Annotated in this window: 1 protein-coding gene; it reads left to right on the top strand. The window is 74.8% G+C overall.

Features of this window, described 5'->3' with window-relative positions; genetic code table 11:
* Window positions 1-69: 69 nt before the first annotated feature.
* The gene (locus ACFV2J_RS34865; protein ID WP_385442435.1) at window positions 70-15954 is read left to right on the top strand and encodes a type I polyketide synthase; all 15885 of its coding nucleotides are present in this window, start codon (window positions 70-72) and stop codon (window positions 15952-15954) included.
* Window positions 15955-16038: the final 84 nt, after the last annotated feature.

The raw sequence follows: 16038 nt of genomic DNA, 5'->3' as shown, positions 1-16038 counted from the left end.
CTCTCTCTATCTCTATCGCCGCGCGGAGCTCCCCCGGGGGGGGCGGGCGCGTGCCGGGCGGCGAAGGCCGTGGGTGCCGATCATCTCGACTCCCTGACGCGGGACTTGGACCTGTCGGCGTTCGTGGTGTTCTCCTCGATCGCCGGTGTGTGGGGCAGTGGTGGCCAGTCCGCGTACGCCGCCGCCAACGCCCACCTCGACGCCCTGGTCGAGCGGCGCCGGGCCCGGGGCCTTGCCGGCACCGCCGTCGCCTGGGGCCCCTGGGGCGAGAGCGGCATGGCCGCCGACGCCGAGGCCCAGGACCTGCTGCGCCGCCGTGGACTGCGCCCGCTGGAGCCCGACGCGGGCCTGCGCGCCCTCTCCCGCGCCCTCGAACTCGGCGACACCACCGTGGTCGTGGCCGACATGGACTGGGACCGCTTCGCTCCCGCGTTCACGACCGGCCGCCCCAGCCCCCTGCTGTCCGCACTGCCGGAGGCCTCCGACGCACCGCGCGGCACCGGCCCGGCCGCGGACACCACGAGCGCGGGCGCCGCCCTGCGCGAACGGCTCGGCCCCCTGCCGGCCGAGGACCGCGACACGGCCCTCCTCGACCTGGTCCGGGAGCACGCCGCCACCGTGCTCGCCCACACCGACACCACGGCCGTCGCCCCCGGGCGGACCTTCCGCGAACTGGGCTTCGACTCCCTGACCGCGGTCGAACTGCGCAACGAACTCACCGGCGCCACCGGGGTGCCGCTGCCCTCCACCCTCGTCTTCGACCACCCCACCCCGCTGGCCGTCGCCGTCCGGCTGCGCGACGAACTCTTCGGCACCGACACCGGCGCCGACACCACCGCCCGGCCGCCGGCGGCCACCGTCACCGACACCGACCCCGTCGTCATCGTCGGCATGGGCTGCCGCCTGCCGGGCGGCGTGAGCGGCCCCGAGGCACTGTGGCGGATCGTCTCCGGCGGCCTCGACACGGTCTCCGGATTCCCCGAGGACCGCGGCTGGGACCTGGAGACGCTGCTCGCGGCCAGCGACACCCGCTCGGGCGGCTTCCTGCGGGAGGCCGCCGGCTTCGACGCCCCGTTCTTCGGCATCAGCCCCCGCGAGGCCCTCGCGATCGACCCCCAGCAGCGCCTGATCCTGGAGACGTCCTGGGAGGCGCTGGAGCGCGGCGGCATCGACCCGACCGGCCTCAAGGGCACCCGCACCGGCGTCTTCGTCGGCGCCGGAAGCTCCGGCTACGGCTCGGGCCTGACCGAGGTCCCCGAAGGCCTCGGCGGACACCTGCTGACCGGCGGCGCCGGAAGCGTCGTCTCCGGCCGCGTCGCCTACACGCTCGGCCTCGAAGGCCCCGCGGTCACCGTCGACACCGCCTGCTCCTCCTCCCTCGTCGCCCTGCACCTCGCCGTGCAGTCCCTGCGCACCGGCGAGTGCGACCTCGCCCTGGCCGGCGGCGTCACCGTCATGGCGAACCCCGGCGCCTTCGTCGAGTTCAGCCTCCAAGGAGGCCTCGCACCCGACGGACGCTGCAAGGCGTTCGCCGACGGCGCCGACGGAACGGGCTGGTCCGAAGGTGTCGGCGTCCTCGTCGTCGAGCGGCTGTCCGACGCCCGCCGCAACAACCACCGCGTCCTCGCCGTCGTCCGCGGCACCGCCGTCAACCAGGACGGCGCCTCCAACGGCCTGACCGCCCCCAACGGCCCCGCCCAGCAGCGCGTCATCCGCGCCGCCCTCGCCTCGGCGGGCCTCACCCCGGCCGACGTCGACGCCGTCGAGGCGCACGGCACCGGCACCGTCCTCGGCGACCCCATCGAGGCACAGGCCCTGCTCGCCACCTACGGGCAGAACCGCCCCGCCGACCAGCCGCTGTGGCTGGGCTCGGTCAAGTCCAACATCGGCCACACCCAGGCCGCCGCCGGTGCCGCCGGCATCATCAAGATGGTCCTCGCCCTCGACGAGGGCGTCCTCCCGCGGACCCTGCACGCCGACGCGCCCTCCTCACGCGTCGACTGGAACACGGGCGACGTCCGGCTGCTGACCGAACAGCGGCAGTGGCCCGACACCGGCCGCCCGCGCCGCGCCGGTGTCTCCGCCTTCGGCGTGTCCGGCACCAACGCCCACGTCGTGATCGAGCAGGCCCCCCAGCAGCCCGCCGCCCCCGCCCGCCGGACCGCCGCCGAGACGGTGACCCCGTGGATCGTGTCGGCCCGCAGCGCCGCCGCCCTGCGCGAGCAGGCCGCACGCCTGCTGGCCCACGTCGAGGAGCACCCCGCACTCGACACCGCCGACATCGCCCACGCACTGGTGACGACCCGGCCCGGCTTCGAACACCGGGCCGTGGTCCGCGGCACCGGACGCACCGAACTCCTGCGCGGGCTCGCCGCCGTCGCCGCGGGCGAACCCTCCCCGCAGGCCGTCACCGGCGACACCCTGACCGAGGGGACCACCGCGTTCCTGTTCGCCGGCCAGGGCACCCAGCGGCCGGGCATGGGCCGCGAGCTGTACGACGCCTTCCCCGTCTACGCGGACGCCTTCGACGCCGTGTGCGGCCACTTCGAAGGCGGACTGGAACGGCCGCTGCGCGAGGTCGTCTTCGGTGACGACGCCGCCCTGCTGGACCGCACCGAGTACGCGCAGCCCGCCCTGTTCGCCGTCGAGGTCGCCCTGTACCGCCTGGTCGAGTCCTGGGGCGTACGGCCCCACCACCTCCTGGGCCACTCCGTCGGTGAACTGGCCGCCGCCCACGTCGCGGGCGTCCTCACGCTGCCCGACGCCTGCCGGCTGGTCGCCGCCCGGGGCCGGCTCATGCAGGCCCTCCCGGAGGGCGGCGCCATGACCGCACTCCAGGCCACCGAGGAGGAGGTCCTGCCCCTGCTGGCCGGCCGGGAGGACGAGATCGGCATCGCCGCCCTCAACGGCCCCCGGTCCGTGGTGGTCGCCGGCGACGAGCCGGCCGTCCTCGCCGTGGCCGCGCACTTCGCGGGCGAAGGACGCAAGACCACCCGGCTGCGCGTCAGCCACGCCTTCCACTCACCCCGCATGGAACCGGTGCTGGCCGACTTCCGGGCCGTCGCCGAAAGCATCACCTACAGCGAGCCGCGCATCCCGGTCGTCTCCGACCTCACCGGCCGGCCCGCCGAGGCCGGGGAACTCACCTCGCCCGAGTACTGGGTGCGCCACGTCCGCCAGGCGGTCCGCTTCGCCGACGGCATCGCCTGGCTGGAGGACCACGGCGTCGAGCACTGCCTCGAACTCGGCCCCGACGCCACCCTCACCACCCTCGCCCAGGGCTGCTGGGAGTCCCACGGCCACCTCACCGTGCCCGCGCTGCGCGCCGACCGCCCCGAACCGGCCGTCCTCATCGCCGCCCTGGGCGCCCTGTCCACCCGCGGAGTCCCGGTCGACTGGCCGTCCTTCCTGGACGCGGTCGCCCCCGGCGGCCGGCCCGTACCCCTGCCCACCTACGCCTTCCAGCACCGTACGTTCTGGCTCGACGTACCCACCGGATCCGGCGACCCGTCCGCGGCCGGACTCCTCGACGCGGACCACCCGCTGCTGACCGCCGTCGTCCCGCCCGCCGAGGGCGCCACCGTCGTCCTGACCGGACGCCTGTCGGCCCACGCGCAGCCCTGGCTCGCCGCCCACCGCGTCAACGGCTCCGTCGTGGTGCCGAGCACCGCCTTCCTCGAACTCGCCCTGCGCGCCGGTGCCCACACCGACTGCGGGCACGTACGCGAACTCGTCCTGGAATCCCCGCTCGTCCTGCCCGAACACGGCCGCGTCCACCTCCAGATCCGGGTCGCCGAACCCGACGCGCTGGGCTCCCGCGTCTTCGGCGTGTACGGCCGGCCGGAGAATCCCGACACGGACGGCCCCTGGACCCGGCACGCCGGCGGCCTGTTGAGCGCCCGGGAACCCGAACGCGGTGCCCGCACACCCGAGTTCGACTTCACCGCCTGGCCGCCCCCCGGCGCCGAACCCCTCGACGCCGACGGTGTCTACGAACGGCTCGCCGCCGCGGGACTCGACTACGGGCCCGTCTTCCAGGGCCTGCGGGCCGCCTGGAGCCACGGCGAGGACGTGTACGCCGAAGTCGCCCTCCCCGAAGGGACCGCGCAGGAGGCCGGACGCTTCGACCTGCACCCCGCGCTCCTGGACGCCGCCCTGCACCCGCTCGGCCTGGGCACCTTCGACGGATTCGGTGACGGCCGCGTCCTGTTCTCCCTCGCCGACGCCTCACTCCATGCCACCGGCGCCACCACCCTTCGTGTCCGCCTCTCCCGCCGCGGCCCCGACACCCTGACCCTGGAAGCCGCCGACGCGATCGGCGAACCCGTCCTCACCATCGCCTCCCTGCTCATGCGGCCCGTCGACCCCCACCACACGAGCGCCCCCGCCGCCCCCGCCACCTCCGACCGGCCCGCCCCCGCCCGCAGCCGGGCCGTCGCCCGCCGCACCGCGGCCCGCGCCCAGCAGCCCGGCAGCCTGCTGGAACGGCTGTCGAACCGGCCCCCGGCCGAACGCGCCCGCGTCCTGCTCACCACCGTGCGCACCCAGGTCGCCGACGTCCTCGGCTACGAGGGCCCCACCGACATCGAGCCGGCCCACTCCTTCTCCACCCTCGGATTCACCTCACTCACCTCCGTCGAACTGCGCGACGCGCTCAGCACCGCGCTCGGCGTCGCCCTCCCGGCCACCCTGGTCTTCGACCACCCCACCCCCCACGCACTCGCCCGGCACCTCGACGCCGACCTGTTCGGCAGCACCGACCACGACGACGACCACACCCGCCGCCCGGCGTCCGCCGACGACGACCCGATCGTCATCGTCGGCATGGCCTGCCGCTACCCCGGCGGCGTCCGCAGCCCCGAGGACCTGTGGGACCTCGTCGTGGCCGGCGCCGACGGCATCTCGCCGCTGCCCGGCGACCGCAACTGGAGCCCCGAGACCCTCTACCACCCCGACCCCGACCACCCCGGCACCGTCTACACCCGCGAGGGCGGATTCCTCCACGACGCCAGCCAGTTCGACCCCGCGTTCTTCGGCATCAGCCCCCGCGAGGCCCTCGCCATGGACCCCCAGCAGCGGCTGCTGCTGGAGACGTCCTGGGAAGCCCTGGAACGCGCCGGCATCGACCCGGCCACCGCACGCGGCAGCCGCACCGGCGTCTTCGCCGGCGTCACCTACCAGGACTACGTCACGATCCTGGCCGCCGCCGACGACAACGTCGAGGGCTACGTCGGCACCGGCAACTCACCCAGCGTGCTGTCCGGCCGCATCGCCTACACCCTCGGCCTGGAAGGCCCCGCGGTGTCCGTCGACACCGCCTGCTCCTCCAGCCTCGTCGCCCTCCACCTCGCCTCCCAGGCACTGCGCCAGGGCGAATGCTCCCTCGCACTGGCCGGCGGAGTGACCGTGATGTCCACACCCGGCTCCCTCATCGAGTTCAGCCGCCAGCGCGCGCTCGCCCCCGACGGCCGCTGCAAGCCGTTCTCCGCGGACGCCGACGGCGCCAGCTGGGCCGAGGGCGTCGGCATGGTCGTCCTCGAACGGCTCTCCGACGCCCGCCGCAACCACCACCCCGTCCTGTCCGTGCTCCGCGGCTCCGCCCTCAACCAGGACGGCGCCTCCAACGGACTGACCGCCCCCAGCGGACCCTCCCAGCAGCGCGTCATCCGCCAGGCGCTCGCCGGCGCCGGACTGACCCCCGGCGAGGTCGACGCGGTCGAGGCACACGGCACCGGAACCACCCTCGGCGACCCGATCGAGGCCCAGGCGCTCATCGCCGTCTACGGCCAGGACCGGCCCGAGGACCGGCCCCTGTGGCTGGGCTCCCTGAAGTCCAACATCGGCCACAGCCAGGCCGCCGCCGGCGTCGGCGGCATCATCAAGATGGTCATGGCCATCCGCGAGGGCGTCCTGCCCCGCACCCTGTACGCCGACAACCCCACCCCGCACGTCGACTGGAGCGCCGGCGACGTCCGCCTGCTCAACCGACAGCTCGACTGGCCCGAGACCGGACGCCCGCGCCGCGCCGGTGTCTCCTCGTTCGGCATGAGCGGCACCAACGCCCACGTCATCGTCGAACAGGCACCCGCCCCCGAAACGGCCACCGCCCCGCCCGCGACCCCGGACCCCGCGGCCTTCACCGGCGCCCTGCCCCTCGTACCGACCCTGCTGTCCGGCCGCACCGAAGCCGCCCTGCGCAGCCAGGCCGCACGCCTGCGCACCCACCTGCTCGCCCGCCCCGACACCCCGCTCACCGACCTCGCCTACTCCCAGGCCACCACCCGCTCGGCGTTCGAACACCGGGCGGCCGTCCTCGCCACCGGCCGCGACACCCTCGACGAGGCACTCGCCGCCCTCGCCGCCGGCGCCCCCGTCACCGGACCCGGCGTCGTCTCCGGCACCGCGCCCACCGCCGCCGACCCCGTCCTGGTCTTCCCCGGACAGGGCGCCCAGTGGACCGGCATGGCACGCGAACTCCTCACCGAATCACCCCTGTTCGCCGCACTCGTCGCCGACTGCGAACGCGCGCTCGCCCCCCACATCGACTGGTCCCTGACCGCGGTCCTGCGCGGCGACGAGGACGCGGCCGACATCGGCCGGGTCGACGTCGTCCAGCCCGCCCTGTGGGCCGTCATGGTCGGCCTCGCCGGCCTGTGGCGCTCCCTCGGCATCACCCCCGCCGCCGTCGTCGGCCACTCGCAGGGCGAGATCGCCGCCGCCTGCGTCGCCGGGGCCCTGTCCCTCGACGACGGCGCCCGGATCGTCGCCCTGCGCAGCCGGGCCATCGTCGCCATCGCCGGCACCGGCGGCATGATGTCCGTACCGCTGAGCGCCGACGAGACCCGCGCCCGGATGAGCCCGTGGGCCGACCGCCTCGCCGTCGCCGCCGTCAACGGACCGGCCTCGGTGGTGGTGTCCGGCGAAGCCGCCGCGCTCGACGACCTGTTCACCGCCCTCACCGAGGACGGCGTACGCGCCCGCAAGGTCGCCGTCGACTACGGCTCCCACTCGCCGCAGGTCGAACCCATCCGCGCGACCGTGCTCGACGCCCTCGCCGGCATCGAGCCGCAGGACGCCGGGATCCCCTTCCGCTCGTCCCTCACCGGCCAGTGGCAGGACACCACCACCCTCGACCCCGAGTACTGGTACACCAACCTGCGCGAGACCGTCCGCTTCGAGGACGCCGTCCGCGGCCTGATCGCCGAAGGCCACCGCACCTTCATCGAGGTCAGCCCGCACCCCGTGCTCGCCGTCGGCCTGCGCGAGACCCTGGAGGACGCCGGCGTCGAAGGCGCCGCGCTCGGCTCCCTGCGCCGCGACAAGGGCGGCCTCGGTCAGTTCCTCACCTCCGTCGCCGAGGCCCACGTCAACGGCGTCACCCTCGACTGGACGGCCGTGTTCACCGCCACCGGCGCCCACCGCGTCGACGTACCCACCTACCCCTTCCAGCAGCAGCGGTACTGGCCCCACGTCCCGGAGCAGGACACCTCCGCCTCCTCCGACACCGCCACGGACACGGTGGAGTCCCGCTTCTGGGAGACCGTCGACCAGGGAGACCCGGAAGCCCTCGCCGACGCCCTCGACCTGCCCGCCGACGCACCGCTCAGCGCCTTCCTGCCGGCCCTGTCCACCTGGCGCCGCACCAGCCGCGAACGCTCCACCACGGACTCCTGGCGCTACGGCGTCGGATGGTCCCCGCTGACCGACAACGCCGCCGGCGCCCTGTCCGGCACCTGGCTCCTCGTCGCCCCCGACGGCACCCACGACGCCCTCGTCGCCGACGCCCACCGCGCCCTGACCGGCGGCGGCGCCCGCGACACCCGGCTGGTCACCGTCCCCGACGGCGGCACCGACCGCACCCACCTCGCCGCCCTCCTGACGGCCGCCCTCACCACTGACGACGCCACCCCCGCCGTGGCGGGCGTCCTGTCCCTGCTCGCCCTCGACGAACGCCCCCACCCCGACCACCCGGCGCTCCCGCACGGCCTCGCCGGCACCGTCGCCCTCCTCCAGGCCCTCGGCGACACCGGCACCGACGCCCCGCTGTGGTGCGCCACCCGCGGCGCCGTCGCCGTCGGCGCCTCCGAGACCGTCACCAGCCCCGCCCAGGCGCTCGTCTGGGGCCTCGGCAGGGTCGCCGCCCTGGAACACTCCGAACGCTGGGGCGGCCTCGTCGACCTGCCCGCCGCACTCGACGGCCGGGCCGGCACCCGCCTGTGCGCCGTCCTCGCCGCCCCCGGCGACGAGGACCAGATCGCGATCCGGCCCTCCGGCTCCTTCGGACGCCGCCTGGTCCACGCCACAGCCCCCCTCGCCGACACCCCGGCCTGGCAGCCGCGCGGCACCGTCCTGGTCACCGGCGGCACCGGCGCCCTCGGCGGCCACATCGCCCGCTGGCTCGTCGGACGCGGCGCCACCCACCTGGTCCTGGCCGGCCGGCGCGGCGCCGACGCCCCCGGCGCGAGCGAACTGCGCGACGAACTCACCGCCCTCGGCGCCGACATCACCCTCGCCGCCTGCGACGTCGCCGACCGGGACGCCCTGGACGGCCTGCTCCGCTCGATCCCCGCCGACCGCCCGCTGGACGCCGTGTTCCACGCCGCCGGCTCCCTCGACGACACCGTCGTCGACTCCCTGACACCCGACCGCATGGACCCCGTCCTGCGCGGCAAGGCCACCGCCGCCCGGCACCTCCACGAACTCACCCAGGACCTGGACCTGTCGGCCTTCGTCCTGTTCTCCTCCTCCTCCGGCGTCCTCGGCGGCGCGGGCCTGGGCAACTACGCCCCCGGCAACGCCTACCTCGACGCCCTCGCCCAGCACCGCCGCTCCCAGGGCCTGCCCGCCACCGCCATCGCCTGGGGCCTGTGGGCCGACGGCGGCATGGTCGGCGACGCCGCCGGCGACCGCATGCGCCGCTACGGCGTCCACCCCATGGACACCAAGTCCGCCTGCGACGCACTGGGCCGCGCCCTGGACGCCGACGACACCACCGTCGTCGTCACCGACCTGCGCTGGGACACCTACGCGCTCGCCTTCACCGGACCGCGCCCCAGCCACCTCCTCGACGAACTGCCCGCCGCCCGCCGCGCCCTGGACACCGCCCGCACCCAGCAGGCCGAAAGCCCCGCCGCGGACGCCTCCTCCCTCCAGGCCCACCTCGCCCAACTGCCCGCCTACGACCGGGCCGGCGCCGTCCTCGACGTCGTCCGCTCCTACGTCGCCAACGTCCTCGGCTACCCGTCCGCCGAGGCCGTCGAACCGGGCCGCCCCTTCACCGACCTGGGCATCGACTCCCTCAGCGCCGTCGAACTGCGCAACGGCATGAACCGCATCACCGGCCTGCGCCTGCCGGCCACCCTCGTCTTCGACCACCCCAACTGCGACGCCCTCGCCGGCCACCTCCTGAGCGAACTGGCCGGACAGGAACAGCCGGACACCCGGGCCCCCGAGCCCATCGCGGCCCCACGCGACGACGAGCCGATCGCGGTCGTCGCCATGGGCTGCCGCTTCCCGGGCGACGTCAGCACCCCCGAACAGCTGTGGGCCATGCTGCTCGGCGGCGAAGAGGGACTCGTGCCCTTCCCCGAGGACCGGGGCTGGGACCTCGACGCCCTGTACGACCCCGAGCCCGGGAAACCCGGCAGCGTCTACACCCGCACCGGCGGCTTCCTGAACGACGCCAGCGGCTTCGACCCGGCGTTCTTCAACATCTCCCCGCGCGAGGCCGTCGCCATGGACCCGCAGCAGCGCCTGCTGCTGGAGATGACATGGGAGACGTTCGAGCGGGCCGGCATCGACCCCAGGACCCTCAAGGGCAGCCGCACCGGTGTCTTCGCCGGCACCAACGGCCAGGACTACACCGGCATGCTGGCCGCCTCCCGGGAGGACTTCGAGGGCTACATGCTGACCGGCAACGCCGCCAGCGTCGTCTCCGGCCGGCTCTCCTACACCTTCGGCCTGGAAGGCCCGGCGGTCACCGTCGACACCGCCTGCTCGGCCTCCCTGGTCGCCCTGCACCTGGCGGTGCGCTCGCTGCGCTCCGGCGAGTGCGACCTCGCCCTCGCCGGCGGCGTCACCGTGATGGCCTCACCCGGCCTGTTCGTCGACTTCAGCCGGCAGCGCGGTCTGTCGCAGGACGGCCGCTGCAAGGCGTTCGCGGACGCCGCCGACGGCACCGGCTTCTCCGAGGGCGGCGGCATGCTCCTGGTGGAGCGCCTCTCCGACGCCCGCCGCAACAACCACCCCGTCCTCGCCGTCGTCCGCGGCTCCGCCGTCAACCAGGACGGCGCCTCCAACGGCCTGAGCGCCCCCAACGGCCCCGCCCAGCAGCGCGTGATCCGCGCGGCGCTCGCCGACGCGGGGGTCGCGGCCACCGAGGTCGACGCCGTCGAGGCGCACGGCACCGGAACCATGCTCGGCGACCCCATCGAGGCCCAGGCGGTCCTCGCCACCTACGGCCAGGACCGCGAGCCCGGACAGCCGCTGTGGCTCGGTTCGGTGAAGTCCAACATCGGCCACACCCAGGCCGGCGCGGGCGTCGCCGGGATCATCAAGATGGTCCTGGCCCTGAACAACGGCGTCCTGCCCGCCACCCTCCACGTCGACCAGCCCTCCACCCACGTCGACTGGACGGAGGGCGACGTGCGGCTGCTGACCGAGGCCGTCGACTGGCCCGAGGCGGACCGACCCCGCCGCGCCGGTGTCTCCTCCTTCGGCATCAGCGGCACCAACGCCCACGTCATCCTCGAAGCCGCCACCGACGAGGAACCCGCCCCCGCCGCCACCGAAACGGCCCCCGCCGACGGCGCGGTGCCGTGGATCGTGACCGCCCGCAGCCGCACCGCCCTGCGGGCCCAGGCGGACCGCCTCCTCACCCACCTCGCCGGCCGGCCGGAGACGGACCCCGCCGACGTGGGCCTGTCCCTGGCGGCACACCGCGCGGTCTTCGAACACCGCGCGGTCGTCCTCGGCGAGGACCACGACACCCTCGTCCAAGGCCTGCGCTCACTGGCCGCCGACGAGCCCGACGCCTCCACCGTGACCGGCTCCGCCCGCGGCGAGGGCAAGCTCGCCTTCCTCTTCTCCGGCCAGGGTGCGCAACGCCTGGGTATGGGACGGGAGTTGTACGACTCGTTCCCGGTGTTCGCGGAGGCCTTCGACGCGGTGTGCGCGGAGTTGGACGAGGGTCTGCGGGAGGTTGTCTTCGGTGAGGACGCGGAGCTGCTGAACGAGACGGGCTGGACTCAGCCCGCGTTGTTCGCCATCGAGGTGGCGTTGTTCCGGCTGGTGGAGTCGTGGGGGATGAGTCCCGACTTCCTGGTGGGTCATTCGGTGGGTGAACTCGCTGCCGCGCACGTGGCCGGGGTGTTCTCGCTCGAGGACGCCTGCCGGCTGGTGTCGGCGCGCGGCCGGCTCATGCAGCAACTTCCCTCCGGTGGTGCGATGTTCGCGCTGGAGGCGTCCGAGGGCGAGGTCCTGCCGCTGCTGGAGGGCCGGGAGGCGGAAGTGTCCGTCGCCGCCGTCAACGGCCCCCGCTCGGTGGTGATCTCCGGTGTCGAAGCGGTGGCGGAGGTCATCGCCCAGGAGACAGCCGCCCTGGGCCGCCGCACCTCCCGTCTGCGGGTCTCGCACGCCTTCCACTCGCCGCTGATGGAACCCATGCTGGCCGAGTTCCGTGCCGTGGCCGAGAGCGTGACGTACACGCCGCCCCGTATGGCGGTCGTCTCGAACGTGACCGGACAGGCCGCCGGCGTGGGGGAGTTGGAGTCGGCCGAGTACTGGGTGCGGCACGTGCGGGAGGCCGTACGGTTCGCCGACGGGATCACCTGGCTCGAAGGACGCGGCGTACGCCGGTTCGTGGAGCTCGGCCCGGACGGCACCCTCACCGCCCTCGCCCAGTCCAGTGCCTCCGGCGGCGACGAGATGCTCTTCGTCCCCGTCCTGCGCAAGGACCGCCCCGAGCGCGAAGCACTGCTCCTCGGCCTGGCCCAGGCGTTCGCCAAGGGCGTCGACATCGAGTGGGCCCACGTCTTCGACGGCGCCGGCGCCCGGACCACGACCCTGCCGACGTACGCCTTCCAGCGGCAGCGGTTCTGGCCCGGACCGCCCGTCCTGCTCGGCGACGTCGGCTCGGCGGGCCTGGACTCCGCCGCGCACCCGCTGCTCGGTGCCGCGGTCGAACTGGCCGGAGGCGACGCCCGCCTCTTCACCGGACGCCTGTCGCTGCGCGGCCAGACCTGGCTCGCGGACCACGCCCTCACCAGCACCGCCCTGTTCCCGGCCACCGGCTTCCTCGACCTGGCCCTGCACGCCGCGGAACACGTCGGCTGCGACCGGGTGGAGGAACTGACCATCCTCACCCCGCTCACCCTCCCCGACAGCGGCGCCCTGCACGTACAACTGCACGTGGAGGCCGCCGACGCGAACGGCGCCCGCACCCTGAGCGTGCACTCCCGCACCGAGGACGCCGCCCCCGAGACGCCGTGGACGCTGCACGCCTCCGGCCTGCTCACCGACGACGGCGCGACGACGCCGGACACCGCCTACGACTTCACCGCCTGGCCGCCGCAGGACGCCGACGAAGTACCGCTCGACGGGTTCTACGAGCGGTTCGCCGAACGGGGCCACCTGTACGGGCCGCTCTTCCAGGGCCTGAAGTCCGTGTGGACACGCGGCGAGGAGGTGTTCGCCGAGGTCGCGCTGCCCGAGGACGCCGACCCGTCCGCCGACGCGTTCGACCTGCACCCGGCCCTGCTCGACGCCGCCCTGCACGCCGTGATGTTCGTGCCCATGAAGGACGCGGGCCGGCTGCCCTTCTCCTGGAACGACGTCCGCCTGGAGGCCGCCGGCGCCGACGCCCTGCGGGTCCGCATGGTGCAGACGGGCCCGGAATCCATCGGCCTGGCCCTCGCCGACACCACGGGACGCCCCGTCGCCACCGTCGGCTCGCTCACCCTGCGCGAACTCACCGGAGACCTCGCGGGCGCCACCATCGGCGCACCGCGCCAGGAAGGCCTGTACGAACTGGACTGGACGCCGGTGCCCGCCGGCGCCCGGACGCCCGGCACGGACTGGACCCTGGTCGGCGGCCCCGAAGCCCGGCCGCTGGCCGCCGAACTGGAACGGACCGGATCACCGGTGCGGGCCTTCCCCGACCTGACCGCGCTCGCCGCCTCGGACCTGGAGATCCCCGAGACCGTCCTGCTGGTCCTGCCCGACCCCGACCCCGACACCAACCTCGACATCGACGTCGATGCCGGCGCCGGTGGTCTGGCCGGCGCCGCACGCGCCATCGCGCACACGACGCTGCGGCTCGTGCAGCAGTGGCTCGACGAACCCCGCTTCGCCCACGCCCGGCTCGCCGTCGTCACCCGCGACGCCATGCGCGTGGGAACCCGGCCCGCCGACCCGGCCCGCGCCACGGCCTGGGGCCTGGTCCGCTCGGCCCGCTCCGAGAACCCCGGCCGGTTCGTCCTCGCCGACCTCGACACCGCCCCCGCCTCGGCGGCCGCACTGCCCGCCGCCCTCGCCTCCGGCCACCTCGAACTGGCCGTCAGGGAGGGCACGGTGACCACACCGAAGATCATCCCCCTCGCCGTGCAGCGCGCGCTCACCGAGCCCGCCGACACCGCCGCCTGGCGGCTCTCCGTCGAGGAACGCGGAACACTGGAGAGCCTGAAGCTCACCGCGTGCCCCGAGGTGACAGGACCCCTCGCACCGCGCGAGGTCCGCATCTCGATGCGCGCCGCGGGCGTCAACTTCCGCGACGTCCTCACCGCGCTGGGCATGTATCCCGGCGACGCCACGGCGATCGGCCTGGAAGGCGCCGGCGTGGTCACGGAGACCGGCGCCGACGTCACCTCCCTCGCCGTCGGCGACCGGGTGATGGGCATGTTCGCCGGCGCCTTCGGCCCCGTCGCCGTCGCCGACGAACGGATGGTCGCCGCCATCCCGCGCGGCTGGACCTTCGCCCAGGCCGCCACCGCGCCCATCGTCTACCTGACCGCGTACTACGGCCTCGTCGACCTCGGCGGGCTGCGCCCCGGGCAGTCCGTGCTCGTGCACGCCGCCGCCGGGGGAGTGGGCACGGCCGCCGTACGGCTCGCCCGCCACCTGGGCGCCGAGGTGTTCGGCACCGCCAGCCCCGGCAAGTGGGACGCGCTGCGCGCCGCGGGCCTCGACGACGCCCACCTCGCCTCCTCCCGCGACCTCGGCTTCGAGAAACTCTTCCTGGAGACCACCGAGGGCCGCGGCGTGGACGTCGTACTCGATTCGCTGGCACGCGAGTTCGTCGACGCCTCGCTGCGACTGCTGCCGCGCGGCGGACACTTCCTGGAGATGGGCAAGACCGACGTCCGAGACCCGCGGCAGGTCGCCGAGGACCACCCGGGCGTCGCCTACCAGGCCTTCGACCTCGTCGAGGCCGGCCCCGACCGCATCGGGGAGATGCTGCGCGAACTGGTCACCCTCTTCGAGGAAGGGGTGCTGCCGCCGCTGCCGATGACCACGTTCGACGTACGCAGGGCCCCCGACGCGTTCCGCTTCCTCAGCCAGGCACGCCACATCGGCAAGGTCGTCCTGACCCTGCCGACCGCCCCCGACCCGGACGGCACCGTCCTGCTCACCGGCGGCACCGGCGGACTGGGCCGGATCACGGCCCGCCACCTGGTCGCCCACCACGGCCTGCGCCATCTCGTCCTGGCCGGCCGGCAGGGACCCGACGCGCCCGGCGCCGCCGAACTGCGCGAGGAACTGACCGCCCTGGGAGCCGACGTCGCCATCGTCGCCTGCGACACCGGCGACCGCGCCGCGCTGGCCGACCTCCTCGCCTCGCTGCCCCCGGCCCACCCGCTGACCGCGGTGATCCACACCGCGGGCGTCCTGGCCGACGGCGTCATCTCCTCGATGACACCGGAACGCATCGACCGGTCCATGCGGCCCAAGGCCGACGCCGTGACCAACCTGCACGAACTGACCCGTGACCTGGACCTGGCGCGGTTCGTGGTCTTCTCGTCCGTGGCCGGCACGTTCGGCGGCGCCGGACAGGCCAACTACTCGGCCGCCAACGCTTTCCTGGACGCCCTCGCCCACCACCGCCGCGACCTGGGCCTGCCGGCCACCTCCCTCGCCTGGGGCACCTGGCTGCCCGACGCGGGCATGACCGGCGAACTCGGCCAGGCCGACCGCGAACGCCACGCCAGGACCGGCATGGTCCCGCTCGGCGCCGAACTGGGCATGCGCCTGCTCGACGCCGGCCCCGCCACCGACCGCGCGGTACTCCTGCCCATGGACCTCGACCACGCCTCCCTGCGCGAACACGCCGACGTACTGCCCCCGCTGCTGCGCGCCATGGTCAAGGCGCCCGCCCGGCGCCGGGCCGAGACGTCCGCCGCCGCGGCCGGCAGCACCCAGACCCTCGCGGAGCGGCTGGCCCCGCTGCCGGCCGCCGACCGGGAACAGCTGCTGCTCGACGCGGTCGCCGAGCAGGCCGCGGCCGTCCTCGGCCACTCCTCGGCCGCCGAGATCGAACCCGAGCAGTCCTTCAAGGAACTCGGCTTCGACTCACTGACCGCGGTCGAACTGCGCAACCGTCTCAACGCCGTCACCGGCCTGCGGCTGTCGGCGACCCTCGTCTTCGACTACCCGACCCCCGCCGTCCAGGTCCGCCACCTGCTGACCCAGCTCGACCTGCCCGACCCGCCCGGCGGCGCGCAGGCACTGCTGGGCGAACTCGACCGCCTGGACGCCGCGTTGAACGGCACCGACGTGGACGACACCGAGGTCCGCTCCCGCGTCACCGACCGGCTGCGGGACCTGCTGGCCCGCTGGTCGGGCGCGCCGGTGACGGTCACCGGGACCGAGGAACCGGACGCCGGGGACGGCGAACTGGAATCGGTCGAGACCGCCGACGATTTGTTCGACCTCATCGACAGGGAGTTGGGAACGACGTGACAACGGCAGCGGACGCCCGCACAGCGGCGGCACCCGCCGCCGCGAATCACCCCCCTACGGGAATCGATCCCTCCCCTCGGGCCC

It is taken from the genome of Streptomyces sp. NPDC059668, from assembly GCF_042734135.1.
Classification (GTDB): Bacteria; Actinomycetota; Actinomycetes; order Streptomycetales; family Streptomycetaceae; genus Streptomyces.
The sequence above is the reverse complement of the archived record's forward strand: the minus strand, read 5'-3'. Positions and strand labels throughout refer to the sequence as shown.